This window comes from Synechococcus sp. MVIR-18-1 (genome assembly GCF_014279835.1).
In the GTDB taxonomy this organism is placed as follows: Bacteria; Cyanobacteriota; Cyanobacteriia; order PCC-6307; family Cyanobiaceae; genus Synechococcus_C.
Window position 1 is genome coordinate 2,096,500 of record NZ_CP047942.1, and the last position, 17,643, is coordinate 2,114,142.

The following is a 17,643-nucleotide window of genomic DNA, read 5'->3' on the forward strand; positions in this document are numbered from 1 at the left end:
AGGATCTCGATCCCGATTGAGATTTCAACCTAAGCAGACCGTTGCTCCAATCAAGTTCTGTTCGCAAGCTGACACGATCGCCATGCCCCATGGCCCTAGTTGGCGACAGCGCGCAGCCACCTGAACAGCTCTGCACTGGTGGCTTGCACTCAGCCCATCGGCCGCCACAACCCAGTGCGTCAGATCCTGAGCCAATGATCCCTGTTGCCACTTAATCGCAGCTTCCTTGATCAGCCAGTGCTCCAAAACAGCCTGGTGAAACGCGTGCTTAGGAAGACTTCTAAGACGACGCTGCTCGCTCGATGCGTAGTAACGGTTCATCAGAGCGTCAGAAGAAAACGGACGATCCAACCGCTCTAAATCAACCCCGACGGGAGCAGAAGACCAGGCCATCAACGCAGAACCCTTGCTATGGCTGAGGCTGACAAATCCCCAACCTGAGTGCAGAGCTGGAGGCTTGCCCGGAGGAGCATGCAGAGGAATGTCCTGCGCCGGCACTCCCCACAAATCACTCAGGCAGGAACGCATCCAGGAACGGGAGCCAAGGAAGCGCCTCTGACGGGTCTGGCTCAAGTTGCAGGCCCAGGCTTGTTCCTGATCCGACACGCAAGGATCTGTTGGGGAAGCCGGCCCGAGCCACATCACGGTTACGCTTCCGCTCCGGTTGAAGCCTTCCTCCATGACTTTGCAGATCGGCGATCTCGCGCCTGATTTCACACTTCCTGACCAAAACGGAGAGCCCGTGCAGCTGTCCTCCTTGCGGGGGCAGCGCGTGGTGATCTATTTCTATCCCAAAGACGCCACCCCTGGTTGCACGAAAGAGGCCTGCAACTTTCGAGATCGCTGGTCGTCCTTTAAGGAGCATGGAATTCTCGTCTTAGGGATCAGCAAGGACAACGCCTCATCCCATACGCGCTTTATCGCCAAACAGGACTTGCCCTTCACGCTGTTGAGTGATGAGGAGCCTTGCCCCGTTGCCAGCAGCTTTGAGAGTTACGGCCTGAAAAAGTTCATGGGTCGCGAATCCATCGGAATGATGCGACACACCTTCGTCGTCGACGCAGAAGGACGGTTGGAATTGATCTACCGAAAAGTGAAATCTGATTCGATGGCCGATCAAATCCTCAATGACTTAGGGATCAGCTGATCAGCTCGACCATCGCCTCCATCACCAAATTCGGTGAATGAATCACTTCAACACCCAATTGCTCTTGAAGTTTCGGGAGCAATTGGGGGGCATCTCCTCCACATAGCCAAATCTCCCAGGGGCTTTGGGCATGCGCTTGACGGATGAGGCCCACCAAACTTTGTTGTGCTCCAGAGCGCATCGCTGCCTGCGTCTCGAAAGGGAAAGGCTCCAGCTCTTCTGGTTCTTGAACCAAGGGCGAGGTCGCTTTGAGACCCGCGGTGGCCTCAGCCATCGCACGCAACTGCAGGCCATATCCAGCCGCCAACAACCCACCAGCGAACGAGCCATTCGCCGAAATTCTGGTCAGACTGAGAACCGTGCCTGCATCCACCACCAGCACGCCCACACGATTGTGATTGGCACGCCAAGCCCCCCATCCGGCGAGCGCTCGATCGATCCCTAACCAAGAGGGAATCCCCTGAAGAGGGATTTCACTGAGCTTCAAGCGTCGGCTGGACTGCAGAGAAGAATGGCTTGGGATTGGTCCCACAGCCGCCCAGGCGAGGAGATCGCTCGCTGCATCCAATCCCTCAGGGGACGCGGCCTCATGCTGATAGGTCCAGTGAGAAGCCCCCCTCTGCTCTGCCCAGTGCCAGCGGCTGTTCCCAATCAACAAGCAACGGGATGGAAGGTCCTCGCTAGATGCCATCACCCATAACACCCGGCACGTGGATGCCACATTCCTGCTTAAGGCCAGCAAAGCGGGTATCTCGTCCCGACGCCTCTAGCCCATCCGGGCCACTGGAATGCCAATCCCCAACTGTGGAATACCCCTTCTCAAATAAGGGGTGTTGGGGGAGGTCATTCTCCTGCATGTAATAGAAAACATCTCTTGAGGTCCACTCCAACAGCGGCCTCAGAGACATGCGCCCGCGAATGGGATCGAGGGAAGTCATGGTCCTACGTGTATCCGTCTGCGCACGGCGCACACCACTCGCCCAACAGGACACCTGCAGACGATGCATCGCTGCTTCGAGTGGCTCCACCTTGCGGATTTTGAGGTAGAGCTCCATATCCTCAACCACACCTGATTCCCAGAGGCGGCCATGGAGCGCCTCCATCCGCGCTGCAGATGAGGAGGACTGTGCGATGTGGAGATTCAGATCAAAGCGCTGGCAAAGATCCTCGGCGTAGCGATAGGTCTCGGGGGGGAGATAGCCGGTATCAACCCAGATCACCGGAATATCTCGGCCTCGATCCATCCCGCTCAACAGGTGGAGCAACACAGAGGATTGGATTCCGAAGCTCGTGGTCAAGGCAAAACCCGACCCAAATTGCTCATGAGCCCACAGCAACCTTGCACGCGCATCCAACGGCTCAAGCTGCTGACGGGCCTCTTGAAGGTCTCCCGCATCAGCCTTGGGGCCAGCGGCAACGACAGGTTGATTCTTGGAGGTAGAGACATCCCTCATCTCTCCATCTTCCAACGCCGAGGGGCATGGTGTCATGTCTATGGTTTCAAGACCGTTTTCGAAGCTCTGACTTCCGACACCACCATGCACAACGATCCAATCATTGTTGTGGGCGGTGGCTTTGCAGGTTTAACAACGGCATTAGCGCTCAGTAATCAACGGCCCCGTCCGCAGTTATTACTGATTGAACCGCGTCAGCAATTTCTCTTTTTACCTCTTCTTTACGAGCTTCTCAGCGGCGAAATGAAGAGTTGGGAGGTTGCTCCCAGCTACGACAGCCTTCTTCAAGGACGACGCATTCCCCACCTGGATGACCGGGTGATATCAATCAATACAGCGCAGAAATCCCTTCAAACCAGCCGCGGCCAGGTTCTGAACTACAGCCAGCTGGTGCTCGCCACTGGCTCAGAGCCCGATGACTTTGGGATTGCAGGAGTCAAGGAGCATGCCCTCACCTTCCATTCCCTGGCTGATATTTCTCCCCTTAAAGAACGCGTTCACAGTCTTCGCAACCGAGCCTCCAAAGACGGGGCACTGGTCATCGTTGGAGCGGGTGCCACAGGCGTTGAGTTGGCTTGCAAGCTCAGCGACATGTTGGAGGGATCAGCCGCGATTCACCTCGTTGAACTAGGAGACAGCGTTCTTTCACGCTCCCGAGCCTTCAACCGTGAACAAGCGCAAAAGGCACTGGACAAAAAGGGCGTGCATCGACACCTCAACACCCGCGTGACCTCCGTATCAGCCAATGCCGTTCAGCTGCTTGAAAACGACTTACCGCAAACTCTCCACCATGACGGTTTGATCTGGACGGCAGGGACCAAACCGGTGCTGCCCACCTTGATCCCCAACCCCACCAGGGAGCGAGGGCTTCTGAGTGTTGACGATGGATTGCAACTAACGACAGATCCGAATGTTGTGGTTCTTGGGGATGTTGCCTGTCACACCGATGCAGACGCCCCTTGGCCCCGCTCTGCCCAATCGGCACTCCAGCAAGGAACGGCGGCGGCCCGAACGCTTCAGGCCATTCGCATGGGACAGGCTGTTCCCAGTTTTCACTTCCAAGATCTTGGCGAGATGCTCAGCCTTGGCCTGGGAGATGCCTCGATTACAGGCATGGGACTCACCCTCGCCGGCCCTCTCGCCTACCGCATGAGGCGACTCACATACCTTGCTCGAATGCCAGGACTCTCCCTGGGCTTGAGGTCTGCAGGCGCCTGGCTGGTTCATTCTTGAAGCAGGCTCACCTAGCAGGCCGAACCAACGGCCTACGCCCATCTCTGAACCGTCAGCTTGAGCGATTGAGTCAGAGGAGGCACCCGAGCTCGAGCGGCGCCGATCCGCTCACCTTGGAACGACTGTCTGAGCTGGTGCTCGATCTAGGTCAGCCGTTGCATTTGATCGTCGATGAACGGGGACTCTGCAGACTGCTCTGGGTTGGCCCCCTGAGCGAATCAGACCAATTACGCAGCCATTTACCTGGGGGGCCACGGCGGATCAAGCGACGCTGGAGGTTGATCAGCAGCCTGCAGGGAAAAGCGGGGACGGATCTGAAGCCCGATGGCAGAGATGCCGTCGTCGCCCTCGACCTCAAGCCCGACACCTGGCTTCGTTTTCAGGCCTCGCCCTCCACAGGGGGTGGGCATCTCGCCTCGCTTTGGCAACCAGATCCAGGACAGCAGTCCGGCTGGCATCAAGCCGCGCTTGGCACGCTCAAGGAGCTCTGCGACCGTCCCGCTCCAGAGACCTCCAAAGGCCTTGATTCCACTCGCCCCGCAACAGCTCCCTCTGATGTGCAAGAACGGGTCTTGCTACTCGTCCTCACGGGTGCTGACACACAGCGAAGTGAAAGGGATCTAGCCGAATTAGAGGGGCTCGTTCGAAGCGCAGGTGCTCTGCCCGTTGCTGTCTGCCGGCAGCGGCAGGGACAACCCAACCCTCAGACCCTCTGGGGCACAGGAAAATTACAAGAGGCGGCGCTCGAAGCGAGACGCCATCAAGCCACCCTCGTGATCACAGATCGGGAACTCTCTCCCGTTCAAGCTCGCAATCTTGAGTCACTCATTGACTGCCCAGTGATGGACCGCAGTGAGTTAATTCTGGATATTTTTGCCCAGCGAGCGGCGAGCGCTGCTGGACGTCTGCAAGTGGAGCTCGCTCAATTGCGCTATCGACTTCCACGGCTGAAGGGCCGCGGCCTCAGCCTCTCGCGTCAAGGGGGAGGGATTGGCACGCGCGGACCCGGTGAAACCCAATTGGAAAAGGATCGCCGAGCGATCAGCCGTCGCATCGAACATCTCGGGCGATCACTGCTCCAGCTGGGCGCCCATCGCGCCCGCTTGCGCGACCGCAGAGACGGCCTACCTCGCGTCGCTCTTGTTGGATATACGAATGCTGGCAAATCGTCTCTTTTAAATGCGCTGTGCTGCCGCAATCCAGGGCTTGAGGTGTTAGCGGAAAACAAGTTATTTGCCACGCTGGATCCCACCACCCGGAGACTCAGCCTTCCCCAAACATCAGCGGCACCGAGAGAGCTGCTGCTAACGGACACCGTGGGATTCATTCGTGAACTTCCCAAACCACTCATAGAAGCGTTCAGAGCCACGTTGGAAGAAACACGCGAGGCCGATGTGTTGCTTCTCGTGGTGGATCTCGCAGACCCCGATTGGCAGTCACAATTGGAGGCGGTTCATCAACTCTTGGATGGCCTCAGCTGTGACCAACTGCGCAAAGTGGTTGCCAATCAAATCGACCGTTGTGACGCTTCGGCGATCGAAGCGATGCGCACTCTCGAGCCGGATGTGATCTATCTATCAGCCACTGAAGGTACGGGATTGAAAGGTCTGCGAAGCTGGCTGGAAAAGCAGTTCTGGGACGGCGCACAAACCCCTGAATCCTTCACCCAACAGACGTCATTTTCCGACCATGGCTGAGCTAAACAATGGCTGAGCTCATCTCCCAAACGCTAGGTCGGCCTGGTTTGATGCTGACGCGCAGGAGTGCTGCATTGGGCGTTTCGCCACAGGAAGGAAGGTAAGCGCAATGCCGATTCCCTACGCCATTCACCGCACTCAGGCCTGGTACCGCCGCCTCACGATTCCACAGTTCACCGTTGTGACGGGGTTACTTGTCATCGCAGCCGGCACACTGATCCTCGCGACGCCGCTGTGTTCAAGCTCCAGAGTGGGCCTTTGGGAAGCCTTCTTCACAGCCACATCAGCCGTGACCGTGACAGGGCTTTCAGTGATCGACATCCGCGAAGATCTGACCCGCCCCGGGCAGATCGTGCTGGCCATGATGATCATGGTCGGAGGCCTGGGATTGATGGCGGTCACCACGTTTCTGCAGGGGTTTGTGGTTCGCGGAACCGCTCTTCGACGTCGCCTCGATCGTGGTCAAACCCTCGATGAGTTTGGGGTTGGGGGCGTCGGAACCACCTTTCGCGGAATTGCGCTCACCGCCGTGGTGCTGATCTTGTTTGGGGCGTTCATGCTCTACGTCTTTGGGTTCACAGACATTGCTCCTGGAGGCGAACGCCTGTGGGCAGCGCTCTTTCACAGCATTTCTGCATACAACAACGCTGGCTTTGGACTGTGGAATGACAGTCTTGAGACGTATCGCACAAACAGCACGGTCAACGCAGTGATCATGGTGTTGGTGGTCCTGGGCGGACTTGGATGGCGTGTCACCAATGACCTTTGGATCAACCGTCAACGGCTAAGACGGCGTCATCTCAGCCTTCACACTCGGCTCGTTCTGCGTACCTCTGGCCTTCTGATCCTGATCGGGACCTTCGGATTAATGCTGACAGAATCACTCTCGAGGGGCCATGTGCTCACAGGGATGGGTTGGGGCGAACGGTTGATGAGCGCCCTTTTTGAATCAGTGAGTTCTAGAACCGCTGGATTCACGACGGTGCCCCTCTCTCTGAACAGCATTTCTGATTCAGGCCTGTTGTTGGTAATGACCCTGATGTTCATCGGTGCGAGTCCAGGCGGAACAGGTGGCGGGATCAAAACCACAACGGTGGCGGCCCTCATGGCCGCTACGCGCTCCACCCTTCGCGGTCACAACGATGTGGTGATTCGTCATCGACAAATCTCAGACAAAGTGGTGCTGCGCGCTCTGAGCATCACGGTTGCCTCCCTACTCTTTGTGCTGGGGATGGCTTTGTTATTGGCTTTAAGCAGCAATATCAGCGGAGAAGAACCCTTCACCTTCCTGGAGCTGATATTTACGTGTATTTCCGCCTTTGCCACCGTTGGATTGGATCTAGGTGTCACGCGCCAACTGGCTCCTTTTGGACAGTTTGTGCTGGTGATAGGAATGTTTGTGGGACGACTGGGCATCCTTTTACTTTTAAGCGCCATTTGGGAGAGTTTTAACCGCGGACATCTACAGCGCGAGAATCGTGTTGGTTATCCCCGTGAGGATCTCTATGTCTGATCACCGATCCCTAGGAGAAATGCAGTGAGGGAGTGGTGGCATTGGTCCCAATCCAACCAGGCAGAACCTTCAAGCTTTGGGATTGTGGGCTTGGGTCGTTTCGGAAGTGCTGTCTGCAAGGAACTGATGCAAAACGGTGCTGAAGTTCTTGCTGTGGACCGTTCTTCAAAGGCCATCGAGGAACTACGCCAACTCGAGCCGTCGATCGAAGCGCGCATCGTGGACTGCACCGATGAGGAAGCGCTTCGTGAAGCGGGGATTCTCGATATGGAAACCGTGGTTGTCGCCATCAGCGAACCCATTGAAGCCAGCATCACGGCCACCCTGATTGCCAAAGACAGTGCAGGGAGCAAAGTTCGTCGCGTGATTGCAAGAGCCACCAGCGATTTGCACGAAAAAATGCTCAAGCGCGTGGGGGCTGATCGGGTGGTCTTTCCCTCCCGAATGCAGGGAGAACGCTTGGGTGTGGAATTGGTGCGCCCCAACTTGATGGAGCGGCTTGAACTCGATAAGCATCATTCAATTGAAGAGATCAAGGTCCCAGGCCGGTTCGTGGGACGCTCGCTTCGAGACCTAAACCTGCGCAAGAACTTCCGAGTGAATGTTCTTGCGGCAGGTCCTGCAAAAGAACTCATGGTCAACCCACCGGCGTCCCACGTCCTTCAAGACGGTCATGTCCTTGTGGTGATGGGTTTGACCGACGATCTCCAAGAGCTGCCAAAAACCTGAGCCATGCGCGTTCTCGGTCTGATGAGCGGCACAAGCGCCGATGGCGTGGATGCTGTCCTTGTCGAGCTCTCAGGGTCCGCCGAACATCCCCATTGGACACTGCTGCGATCAGCGTCGCTGGACTATCCAGCCTCAACACGGCAACTGATCTTGGCCGTAGGACAAGGCGAAGCCAAAACCGCGTCAACGCTCCTCAATCTTTCCGAGACGATCACCAAGATTCAGGCCGCAGCAGCGCGTCAGTGCGATCCAGAAGGACAGGCGCAGCTGGTGGGATGTCATGGCCAAACCCTCTGGCATCGCCCACCGGAAAATGCCGAAACTGGCGCACTTCAGCCCGGAGCAAGCTGGCAGATGTTGCAAGCACCCCTGCTGGCACAACTGCTGAAACGCCCTGTGATCTTTGACTTTCGGGCTGCTGATCTAGCCCTTGGAGGTCAAGGAGCACCACTTGTTCCCAAAGCTGATGCGGCCCTATTGGGACGAACCAAAGGTTGGAGAGCCTTGCTCAATTTGGGTGGCATTGCCAATCTCACCCTCATTCCACCCGACGCAGGTCCTGATCGACTCCAACCCGTCAGGGGCTGGGATTGCGGGCCTGCAAATAGCTTGATCGACTTGGCAATGGAGCAGTTCAGCGAAGGCAAGGAAAGCTGCGACGAGAGCGGCCGATTGGCAGAGACAGGTCAATGCGATGAAGCATTGATTCTCCGCTGGCTCGCTGAGCCTTACTTCCAGCTCAGCCCCCCCAAGTCCACAGGTCGTGAATTATTCGGGCGAGCTGACTTAACAAGACGCCTGCAGGAGATGCAAGGACAAGCGATTGCCGATCAAATCGCAACGCTCACAGCCTTCTCAGCCGCTGTCGTAGCGCAGGATCTGCAACAGCTCTCCAACCAAAACCATCCGCTCCCCATCGAGCTCTTGGTCGCTGGAGGTGGCAGCCAGAACCTCACGTTGATGCGAGAACTCACCAAACGCTGCCGAGGCCTAAGACTGCGTCGCAGCGACGAGCTAAGACTTCCCAGTCAAAGCCGCGAAGCCATGGTGTTTGCTCTTTTGGCGTGGTGGCATCACTTGGGATATCCAGGGAATGCACCAGCGATTACGGGTGCAGAGCACGAGGCCGTCCTCGGAGTACGCGTCAATCCGGCTTGATCTCGGATTAATTCGGGCGGTGAAGCCTGACCCGACGCGGTGCGCCCCGCAACCGACCGGTTTGCTTCGACTCCAGGGCGTTGCGCAATTGCTCCGTTGACGCCTGATGTGCGTCCGCAACGGGAGCCGAAGCCTGTCTGTCGCCTCCCTGTTCGTACCGCTGAACCCCTTGCTGAATCAACACTTTGGCCATGTTGCTGACCGTGCGCGATTCATCCTCAGCCAATGCAGTCAAGCGGAGGCAAAGATCTTCGGGGAGCACCACCTGAATACGAGGTGACTTTGGCTTCCCACTGGATGAATTTTGGCGAGTGGCCACGACCCAGAAAGAGGCAGAGCTACTTAAAAGTGTACAGAGATGCGCAAGGGTAGTATCCAGCACTATGCTGCTGTCATTGATCAGATCTCTGATCCATCTGCAGGCCAGGCCCTCGGCCGACCCATTCCAGGAGTGCCATGCCCCATTCCCAAAGCCCGGACGTCAGCTCCCCCCAGCTACCAAGCCGCAGCAAGCCGGTCGCTCGTCAAAGCAATCGCCAAGGCAACGAACCTCGAAAGAAGCGACGCCCAAGCCGCACCCCTGAGAACAGCGAGGTGCTCGTCTCGGCTGTCATCAGCACCTATCTGCTCACCCATCTTCATCACGTGCTCCAACGCGCTGAATACGGCGCCGTTCAAGACGGACGCCGATCACAAGCAGCGAATTACGCCCAACTGCGCAAAGTGCTTTGCATGGACGCTCGAAGTATGGAAGACGCCTCAGCCTCCGGTCTCAAGGCGACAGAGCTCGACCAAGCGGCATAAGGAGCAGCATGGGGAAGGGATGGGGAAGGGATGGCAGTTCGTGATGGCGTGAATAAGGTTTCGTCAGAAGCATCACGATCATGTCCAACGCAGCTGCTCTGTACGCACGCATTGAGAATGATCGAGACCTCAGCAAGGGATTGTTCAGGCAGGCACTTCAAAATCCTTCTGGAGCCCTCGATTCCATCTGTGAGATCGGCAATCAACTCAACTTGCCTGTCACGCTCCAAGAGGTGAAGGATCACCTCAATAGCCTCGACGACGAGATCACCAAGCAATGGCTGATCAAGGCGAGGGGAGGGCTTTGATTTCAGCTGCTTCCAGCGAGTCTTTGGACGTCCTGGATTGATCAGAAATGGATTGATCAGAGGGCGCTAAGACTGGCTTGGGTGTCGAACGTTCTCGCACTCCTCCTCCTCCTGCCCAACTAAAAAACAACCAATAACTAATCACGGCAAGACCGGCTGCCACCACAAGGGCCGTGACCTGCTCCAGTCTTCGCATTGAGCCTGCTCCCAGCCCCAGCAGTCTGCCTGGAAACCTCGACACGGGATGATGGGCTTTCCCTGCCTCCACTCCGTGCTGCGACTTGAGCGAGTCGGCAAGATTTATCCCACCGGAGAAGTTCTGCGGGATGTGACCTGGGAGGTCAAACCCGGTGACCGTATCGGCCTCGTTGGCGTGAATGGGGCAGGGAAGTCAACTCAGCTCAGGCTGATTGCTGGCATGGAAGAAGCCAGCAGTGGGCAAGTCGTGAAACAAGGTGAGCCAAGAATCGCTTACCTGCAGCAAGAATTCGATGTTGACCCCAGCCGCACGGTCCGCGAAGAGCTGTTTCAAGCCTTTGGGGAGGCCGCCATTGTGCTGGACAAACAAAAAAAAGTTGAATTGGAGATGGGGTCAGACCGCGCAGCGGCAGACCCCGATCATCTCGATGAGCTCATTCACGAACTAGGGCGACTGCAGACCCGATTTGAAGGACTGCATGGCTATGAGCTCGATGCACGCATCGACAAACTTCTCCCCACTATCGGGTTCAAACTCGATGAGGCAGACCGCCTGGTTTCGGATTACTCCGGTGGCTGGCAAATGCGCCTAGCACTGGGGAAAATCCTCTTACAAGACCCTGATCTTCTTCTGTTAGACGAGCCAACCAACCATCTCGATGTCGAAACGATTCAGTGGCTCGAGGGATATCTCATCGAACAAAAAGCTGCACTGGTCGTCATCAGTCATGACCGCACGTTTCTGGATCGCGTCTGCAATCAAATTGTGAGTACTGAGCGAGGTGTGTCGAGGGCGTACTTAGGCAATTACACCTCGCACCTCGAGCAAAAAGCACTCGAGAAAGAGGCCTCACAAGCAGCTTTTGAACGGCAGCAGAAAGAGATCGCAACCCAACAGGCCTATATCGATCGATTCCGTGCCAGTGCAACGCGCAGCACCCAGGCAAAAAGCCGAGAGAAGCAGTTGGACAAAGTCGAAAGGGTTGATGCCCCGGTTGAGTCAGTGGGTGGACCCAGTTTCCGCTTCCCCCCGGCACCACGATCTGGCGCTCAGGTCGCTGTGATCGAAAACATGACCCATTGCTACGGGGAAAACATCCTTTTCATGGAAGCTGATCTCGAAATCGAGAGAGGTGATCGGATCGCCTTTGTCGGTCCCAACGGAGCCGGAAAGTCCACCCTGCTCCGATTGATCATGGGGGTCGAAACTCCCGAAGAAGGTTCAGCAAGGCTCGGGGAACACAACGTCATTGCCAGCTATTTCGAACAAAACCAAGCCGAAGCCCTCGATCTCAACAAGACGGTGATCGAAACCATGTTCGAAGCCGTTCCTGATTGGACGCAAACTCAAGTGCGCTCATTGCTGGGGAGTTTCTGTTTCAGCAATGACAGTGTTTTTAAAGACGTTGGCAAACTTAGTGGCGGAGAGAAAGCACGTCTTGCTCTTGCTCTGATGTTGCTCAGTCCCTGCAATTTGCTGGTTCTCGATGAACCAACAAACCATCTCGACATCCCCGCCAAACAGATGCTTGAAGATGCACTATGCGCCTACGAGGGAGCCGCATTATTGGTATCGCATGACCGTTACTTCATCTCACGTGTAGCGAACAGGATCGTGGAAATTCGCGACGGAGAACTTGTGGTCTATCGCGGAAATTACGCGTATTACCAAGAGAAAAAGGTAGAGGAAAAGGCCGAAGCGGAGGCAAACCGGCTGAGTGCTGAGAAAGAAGCCAAGCGCAAAGCGAACACCGCCAAGCAAAAACAGCGCGCCTCTCGCAAAAAGAACGCTGCGTAGCAAAGCATCTCGGCGATCGCAAGACGAAACTTCACACTTGGTTAGGCAGGAAGACTCATTTCCCTTTACCAGTCCAGACGGTGTGGATAGGCTGACATCACTGATCCCCAGTCGGCCATGAACAACACGCAGTCACGTCATGTCACTCCCGCTGGAACCCCCGCGTCCATGACTGAAAGCGCTGAGCATGCCCAGACCTGGGACGCGGTTGAAACCTACTTCGAGTGCATCACAACATGCTCCCTCGATGATGGGGAATGCATCACACAGTGCGTAGAACAACTCAAAGACACCGACAGCTAACGAACAGCATTGAGATGACTATTGACGCAAAGATGTCATCTCAACAGGTGTCATTGAAAGCGTAATACGTTGACCAGAACGCATCACATCAAGAGTTAAAGGACGATCCACGCCATGCCTATCAATCGCTGAAACAACTTCAGCGGGATTGTTAATGGATTTTCCATCGATCGACACGATCACATCGTTGACGCGCAAGTTTCCACGATCTGCAGGGCCACCCGGCACAACGGATCGAATCACAGCTCCAGGAGGAGCACTCGATCCTGGTGTAGGAGCAGGAACCGTTGAAAGGCCGACACCCACCATGGGATGACTCGCCCTTCCCTGCTTAACGAGCTGACTGGCGATCGACCGTGCCCTGTTGATGGGAATTGCGAAACCGAGGCCAGCCCCTGGTCCTGAGCGCACGAGGGTATTGATCCCAATGACATCACCACGGGCGTTCAACAGCGGGCCACCCGAATTACCAGGATTGATCGCAGCGTCTGTCTGGATGAGATCCAGACGCTTTCCTGAAATGCCCAGTTGGGACATGTTGCGATTGAGGTTGCTGACAATCCCCATCGTCACTGTGTTTTCAAGGCCGTATGGATTTCCTACAGCGATCGCCCAATCCCCCACCTGAAGACGATCTGAGTTGCCCAAGGGAGCCGTAGGCCATGGCCCTCTGGTTTCCAACTGCACCACTGCCAGGTCCGTCAGCGAGTCTTGTCCAATCACCCGACCAGCAACGCGTCTGCCATCAGGCAGTCCCACCATCACGCGATCCGCATTCTCCACAACATGAGCGTTGGTCAGGACCAACCCTTGTTCATCAAAAATCACCCCGCTGCCCTGCCCGCGCTCGACCCGTGAACGCGGGGCCGTTTGAGATTGCATCCCAAAAAAACGGCGCAGGAATGGATCCGCCATCACGCTCCGAGGGAGCCCATTTCCACCAGCCGTCCGGACCGTTCGCTGTGTTTCAAGTGTGACAACAGCCGGTCCACTGCGTGCAACGGCTTGAGCAACGAACGATTTTGGTGCGACAGCCTGTGGGGGAGCCGATGCGAAGGCTCGCGGCGGTTGCATCAACATCCCTGGAACGGTCAACGCACCAGCGCAAACCAGGGGAAGCAAAGGATTAAACACCGCCATGTCCCTATGTCATCAATGATCTGAGTCAACGTGACCGTAAGCAGTGAATCCCTACAAAAACAGACCCATTTCCAGTGATTTCATGACTGGATGCGACCAGGGTCCACAAAATCAGCGTCCCTATGTCCAAAAAGAGCGATGATGCATGGGATGGTTCGGCCCATCTCCGAGTTCAGCGGTGATTGCCATGCTCAGTAGCCTGTTTCCTCTCATCTATGGACTGATCTTCATCGTCCTGTTGTGGCAAGCCTTTCGCGTCATGGGACGCGGATTCAACGCTGCTGGCAAACCCCTTGTCGCGGAACAAGTCGACCGGACAGGTCGCCTGACGATTCATCCAGAGCTCCTTGATGGAGAAGGACGTCTTACAGAAGAGGATCTTTTGACTGTGCGATTTGGCGGAGATAGTGAGCCTCCAAATCCAACTGCGAAGCCCGGTGAATAGGTTGGGTTAATGGCAACTGCTTAAGTTGCTCGATTGACTCGTAGAGGGGACTCCTAGGTGGACCAACGAACACGGATTGTGGCGGCGGTAATTAAATCCGTGAAACTGCCACCCCGCTTCCGATTAAGGCTGATGAAAGAAGATCCTGTTCGGCTTGAGCTCAGCCTGACTCCTGCCTACGGGAAAGATCCCATTCAGGTAGGGCTGGTGGAATCGTTGGATTTAGTGGCGCGCCGAGATCGTGAAGGCCGCATTCCACGAGACCTACAAGGCACCTGGGACTGGACCGTGCGTCATGGCGATGTCAGCACCGGCGGCTGGAATCCCTATCTCAAAGAAGCGCTGCAAACAATGTTTGAAACAGGACTCCCCGCCATCGTTTACGAGGAGCTGACGGGGGAGGAATACCACCCGGTTGACGGCGCACGGCACATTCGCTGACGTCTGAGTTTGGACAAGTTGTGAAGCACTGCAACCAGGGAGTGAGAATCCTCCCTGAGCTCAGCTAAAAATGAATTCAAACCGGCCTTAAGGTTTTCTTCATGGCCTCCATTCCTGTTCGCGTTGGTTCACTGGTGCGCCTCTTGGCTGCCTTCGGAGCCCTCAGCAGCATTTTGCTCGTTGGGATGATCAACTTTTTCAGCTAAGGGCGAGAGGCGTTGGGCGAGTACCCGATTGATCCCTTACTACCAAGACTGCGGGCCAGTCTTGTTCCAGGTGCCACGGTCTTACTGCAGTCCCCGCCAGGTGCGGGTAAAACAACGCGGGTGCCCTTGGCACTTCTTGGAGAAATTGCAGGGACGGAGCCTCTTCCGGGTCGCTCCCTGATGCTTGAGCCCAGGCGACTTGCGGCAAGGGCTGCCGCAACCAGGCTCGCGCTCAGCCTGAATGAACCGATTGGCGAGCGGGTGGGCTATTCCGTGCGGCATGAGCAAAAGCGCTCCTCTCGCACGCGGATGGAAGCGATGACGGATGGCCTCTTCCTCCGTCGACTGCAAAACGATCCCGAGCTCACAGGGATTAACTGCGTGATCTTTGATGAATTCCATGAGCGCAGTCGAAACAGTGAATTAGCGCTTGCGTTGGTTCGGGAAGCGCAGGAACTGCTCAGGCCAGATCTTTGCCTGCTGCTGATGTCGGCCACGCTGGATCTCACCAACCTGCGCGCCCGATTACCTCATGCGCAAGTCCTCACGAGCGAGGGGAAGGCCTTCCCTGTTGAGACGCAACACCTCTCGCCCCGACCGAATGAACCTCTCGAGGCACGCGTTCTACGAGCGATTGAGCAGGAGATCACCCACCTGCTAATCACTGAAGAAAGTCGCAATCATCCGCCCACCGTCTTGGTTTTTTTACCTGGATTACGGGAGATCGAACGTTGCCGGCAACGTTTACTCAAGTCAGGCTTGCTGAGCCAATGGGAGGTCATCGCTCTGCATGGAAGGCAATCCCTCGCTGAGCAGGGGAGAGCCCTAAAACCTTGCAACCACAAGCACGACGGACGCGTGATTTTGGCAACGTCCATCGCTGAAAGTTCCCTCACTCTGGATGGTGTTCGCCTTGTGATCGATTGCGGACTCACGCGACACACCCAATTTGATCCTGGAACCGGAATGGAGGGACTGATCACAGTGCCAGCCAGTCAGGCCAGTGCTGATCAGCGGCGAGGCCGTGCTGGACGCCAAAACGCTGGTCGTTGCATCAGGCTCTGGTCTCCTGCCGAACAGCAACGAAGGCCAGCCCATGACATCCCTGAATTGCAGCGAGCTGACCCTCAACCCACGGTTCTTGATCTTGCACTCTGGGGTGCTGGTCTAGGCGAATCTTTGCCATGGCTGGAGCCCCCTCCGAGGGCCGCACTTCAGGAAGGCCGACGGCAATTGATTGAGCTGGGAGCACTAACTCAAGAGGGACGTCCCACGGACACCGGGCAGAAATTGGCTCGATTTGGTGCCCATCCGCGCCTGGGATTGCTTCTTCTGAAAGCGCGTGCCATGGGGAGACCACAACTAGGAGCCGATCTCGCTTCCATCCTCAATGAACGCGATCTATTAAGCCACAACAACCACGGCAGCGACCTCTGGGCTCGCATGCTCTTGCTCCGAGACCACCGGAGCTCAACACGAATTTCAGGGGATCGGGCAGCAGCCGATCGCCTCAGGACAGTCCTCGATCAGAGCCGTCGTTGGGTTCAACAACTTGGTCAATTCGAACAGGAGCAAGCGCCCCAAACCATTGAGGCCACAGACGAGCAACTCGCAGCACAGCTGATTGCAACAGCTTTTCCAGAATGGATTGCAGTGGCCCGTCCAGGACAACGCGGACAATTTCTGCTGCGCCAAGGGCGCGGTGCGGCTCTGCAGGTCAGCGATCCACTCGATGGAGCTGAGGCACTTGCGATTGCACAGCTTGACCTCGGTGACACGAGAGCCAAGATCCGTTTAGCGCTACCCCTGACACATCAGTGGGTTAGGGACCTTGCAGATCAAAACGGTGACTGGCAAGAGCGTGTGCTGTGGGACGAGCTAACCAAGCGGATCAGAGCTGAACGGGTCTTGCAGCTTGGTGCGCTGGAACTTGAGCGTCAGCCTCAACAACATGCGTCTTGTGAACAAAGCCGGGACGTCTTGGTCAAGCAACTCAGCAAGGATGGTCTGTCGGCACTGCCCTGGAGCCAGCGAACGGAACAACTTCGCAGTCGTCTCGCTTTAGCCCACCATCAGCTAGGGAAGCCGTGGCCGCTACGCAACCTTCAACACCTGGTAAAGCATCCAGACTCCTGGATTGGAGACACTTTGATGGGTTGCAGAGGCTGGGACGACGTCAAGGAAGAGCAACTGATGGAAGCTCTTTGGGGTGATCTCACCTGGTCGAACCGGCAGCAACTCGATCAGCTTTTACCAACGCAGATCAAAATCCCATCAGGGCGCAATGCAGCACTGGATTATCAAAACGACGACATTGTGCTGTCGGTCAAGCTGCAAGAAATGTTTGGCTGCCTTGAGGGACCTGCTGTTTTAAATGGCCAACTCCTCGTGACCATTGAATTGTTATCCCCCGCAGGACGCCCGCTTCAACGCACCCGAGACCTCGCTGGGTTTTGGCAGGGAAGCTACCAACAGGTGCGAAAGGAAATGCGCGGTCGCTACCCAAAGCATCCATGGCCAGAGGATCCAGCCCATGCCGAACCCACAGCGAAAAGGAAGGCCCGCCCTTGAGGTGCTCATCGCATCCCTATAAATGTATCCAAAGGAACAGTCAAGAGATCGCTACGGTTTGTTACGATGCAGGAGTAACGGAGTTTCACATGTCTGACAACGCAGCCCGCTTTGGATTCGTAAATTTTGCTGAAACCTGGAATGGCCGTCTTGCCATGCTTGGTTTCGTCATCGGACTTGGCACCGAGCTTCTCACCGGTCAAGGCATCCTGACTCAGGTTGGCCTCGGTTGATTCGGCCGCTGCTGGGGATGAGTCCCAGCTTTGAATCCCATCATTCATTTGATGGGATTTTTTAATGGGATCCACCCGTTAGGCCAAACTGGTGAGATTCGCGTCGTTAGCAATGCTTCCCTTCTTTGCTAGCAGTCGCCGTGAAGGCGCCAGGCTGCTGAGCAGCATGCTCGTTTTCTTAGCCATCGGATTGACGCAGGTTCACCAGACGTGGGGAATCATCCTGAGCATTGTTTCTGGGATCATCTGCGTTTACTGGGGATTG

General features: G+C 56.2%; 20 protein-coding genes. 14 read left to right on the forward strand and 6 right to left on the reverse strand.

Going from position 1 to position 17,643, the window contains the following annotated elements:
• Positions 1 to 24: 24 nt before the first annotated feature.
• Positions 25 to 642, reverse strand: coding sequence for a 4'-phosphopantetheinyl transferase superfamily protein (locus SynMVIR181_RS11375; protein WP_186589309.1), 618 nt, complete (start codon positions 640 to 642; stop codon positions 25 to 27).
• A 37-nt stretch (positions 643 to 679) separates the two neighbouring features.
• Here SynMVIR181_RS11375 and bcp point away from each other — a divergent pair, with 37 nt between their 5' ends.
• The gene (gene bcp, locus SynMVIR181_RS11380) at positions 680 to 1,147 is read left to right on the forward strand and encodes a thioredoxin-dependent thiol peroxidase (protein ID WP_186523924.1); all 468 of its coding nucleotides are present in this window, start codon (positions 680 to 682) and stop codon (positions 1,145 to 1,147) included.
• On the opposite strand, the gene SynMVIR181_RS11385 is transcribed toward bcp, so the two are convergent.
• Together SynMVIR181_RS11385 and SynMVIR181_RS11390 are read right to left on the reverse strand one after the other, a co-directional pair.
• Positions 1,140 to 1,838 (reverse strand): type III pantothenate kinase, encoded by a 699-nt coding sequence (locus SynMVIR181_RS11385; protein ID WP_186589310.1) that lies wholly within the window; start codon positions 1,836 to 1,838, stop codon positions 1,140 to 1,142. The genes bcp and SynMVIR181_RS11385 overlap by 8 nt on opposite strands.
• The gene (locus SynMVIR181_RS11390; protein WP_255444291.1) at positions 1,828 to 2,637 is read right to left on the reverse strand and encodes a phosphoadenylyl-sulfate reductase; all 810 of its coding nucleotides are present in this window, start codon (positions 2,635 to 2,637) and stop codon (positions 1,828 to 1,830) included. The genes SynMVIR181_RS11385 and SynMVIR181_RS11390 overlap by 11 nt, the downstream gene beginning before the upstream one ends.
• A gap of 48 nt (positions 2,638 to 2,685) precedes the next feature.
• Here SynMVIR181_RS11390 and SynMVIR181_RS11395 point away from each other — a divergent pair, with 48 nt between their 5' ends.
• The 5 genes from SynMVIR181_RS11395 (at position 2,686) to SynMVIR181_RS11415 (ending at position 8,931) form a co-directional block, all read left to right on the forward strand.
• Positions 2,686 to 3,834, forward strand: a complete 1,149-nt coding sequence (locus tag SynMVIR181_RS11395) for an NAD(P)/FAD-dependent oxidoreductase (protein ID WP_186589311.1) — start codon at positions 2,686 to 2,688, stop codon at positions 3,832 to 3,834.
• On the forward strand, positions 3,831 to 5,531 hold the full coding sequence (gene hflX, locus SynMVIR181_RS11400; protein ID WP_186589312.1) for a GTPase HflX: 1,701 nt from the start codon (positions 3,831 to 3,833) through the stop codon (positions 5,529 to 5,531). Before SynMVIR181_RS11395 ends, hflX begins: the two co-directional genes overlap by 4 nt.
• A gap of 109 nt (positions 5,532 to 5,640) precedes the next feature.
• Positions 5,641 to 7,044 (forward strand): TrkH family potassium uptake protein, encoded by a 1,404-nt coding sequence (locus SynMVIR181_RS11405; protein ID WP_186589313.1) that lies wholly within the window; start codon positions 5,641 to 5,643, stop codon positions 7,042 to 7,044.
• 24 nt (positions 7,045 to 7,068) lie between these two features.
• Positions 7,069 to 7,773: a TrkA family potassium uptake protein gene (locus SynMVIR181_RS11410; RefSeq protein WP_186523929.1), complete on the forward strand. Its 705-nt coding sequence runs from the start codon at positions 7,069 to 7,071 to the stop codon at positions 7,771 to 7,773.
• 3 nt (positions 7,774 to 7,776) lie between these two features.
• Complete coding sequence (locus SynMVIR181_RS11415; RefSeq protein ID WP_186589314.1) at positions 7,777 to 8,931, forward strand: anhydro-N-acetylmuramic acid kinase; 1,155 nt, start codon at positions 7,777 to 7,779, stop codon at positions 8,929 to 8,931.
• A 7-nt stretch (positions 8,932 to 8,938) separates the two neighbouring features.
• Here SynMVIR181_RS11415 and SynMVIR181_RS11420 read toward each other — a convergent pair whose 3' ends face one another.
• On the reverse strand, positions 8,939 to 9,250 hold the full coding sequence (locus tag SynMVIR181_RS11420; RefSeq protein WP_186523931.1) for a hypothetical protein: 312 nt from the start codon (positions 9,248 to 9,250) through the stop codon (positions 8,939 to 8,941).
• Between the two features lie 137 nt (positions 9,251 to 9,387).
• Between SynMVIR181_RS11420 and SynMVIR181_RS11425 the strand changes: the two genes are divergently transcribed.
• Together SynMVIR181_RS11425 and SynMVIR181_RS11430 are read left to right on the forward strand one after the other, a co-directional pair.
• Positions 9,388 to 9,735: a hypothetical protein gene (locus tag SynMVIR181_RS11425; RefSeq protein WP_186523932.1), complete on the forward strand. Its 348-nt coding sequence runs from the start codon at positions 9,388 to 9,390 to the stop codon at positions 9,733 to 9,735.
• An 80-nt stretch (positions 9,736 to 9,815) separates the two neighbouring features.
• Entirely contained in the window at positions 9,816 to 10,043 is a 228-nt protein-coding gene (locus tag SynMVIR181_RS11430) for a hypothetical protein (protein ID WP_006854525.1), read from the forward strand.
• Here SynMVIR181_RS11430 and SynMVIR181_RS11435 read toward each other — a convergent pair.
• A complete protein-coding gene (locus SynMVIR181_RS11435) occupies positions 10,021 to 10,284 on the reverse strand; it encodes a hypothetical protein (protein ID WP_370593851.1) in 264 nt (87 codons plus the stop codon). The genes SynMVIR181_RS11430 and SynMVIR181_RS11435 overlap by 23 nt on opposite strands.
• Before the next feature lie 30 nt (positions 10,285 to 10,314).
• Between SynMVIR181_RS11435 and SynMVIR181_RS11440 the strand changes: the two genes are divergently transcribed.
• Complete coding sequence (locus tag SynMVIR181_RS11440; RefSeq protein WP_186590651.1) at positions 10,315 to 12,039, forward strand: ATP-binding cassette domain-containing protein; 1,725 nt, start codon at positions 10,315 to 10,317, stop codon at positions 12,037 to 12,039.
• 117 nt (positions 12,040 to 12,156) lie between these two features.
• Positions 12,157 to 12,342, forward strand: a complete 186-nt coding sequence (locus SynMVIR181_RS11445; protein WP_186525744.1) for a hypothetical protein — start codon at positions 12,157 to 12,159, stop codon at positions 12,340 to 12,342.
• A gap of 18 nt (positions 12,343 to 12,360) precedes the next feature.
• Here SynMVIR181_RS11445 and SynMVIR181_RS11450 read toward each other — a convergent pair whose 3' ends face one another.
• On the reverse strand, positions 12,361 to 13,422 hold the full coding sequence (locus tag SynMVIR181_RS11450; protein ID WP_255444521.1) for a trypsin-like peptidase domain-containing protein: 1,062 nt from the start codon (positions 13,420 to 13,422) through the stop codon (positions 12,361 to 12,363).
• Between the two features lie 247 nt (positions 13,423 to 13,669).
• Here SynMVIR181_RS11450 and SynMVIR181_RS11455 point away from each other — a divergent pair, with 247 nt between their 5' ends.
• From SynMVIR181_RS11455 to SynMVIR181_RS13350, 4 genes are all read left to right on the forward strand, one after another.
• Complete coding sequence (locus tag SynMVIR181_RS11455) at positions 13,670 to 13,927, forward strand: DUF2973 domain-containing protein (protein WP_186525645.1); 258 nt, start codon at positions 13,670 to 13,672, stop codon at positions 13,925 to 13,927.
• Between the two features lie 57 nt (positions 13,928 to 13,984).
• Positions 13,985 to 14,368: a hypothetical protein gene (locus SynMVIR181_RS11460; protein ID WP_186523934.1), complete on the forward strand. Its 384-nt coding sequence runs from the start codon at positions 13,985 to 13,987 to the stop codon at positions 14,366 to 14,368.
• 218 nt (positions 14,369 to 14,586) lie between these two features.
• Positions 14,587 to 17,145, forward strand: coding sequence for an ATP-dependent helicase HrpB (gene hrpB, locus SynMVIR181_RS11465; RefSeq protein WP_186589316.1), 2,559 nt, complete (start codon positions 14,587 to 14,589; stop codon positions 17,143 to 17,145).
• Entirely contained in the window at positions 17,088 to 17,378 is a 291-nt protein-coding gene (locus SynMVIR181_RS13350) for a chlorophyll a/b-binding protein (RefSeq protein ID WP_255444292.1), read from the forward strand. The genes hrpB and SynMVIR181_RS13350 overlap by 58 nt, the downstream gene beginning before the upstream one ends.
• Positions 17,379 to 17,643 lie beyond the last annotated feature (265 nt).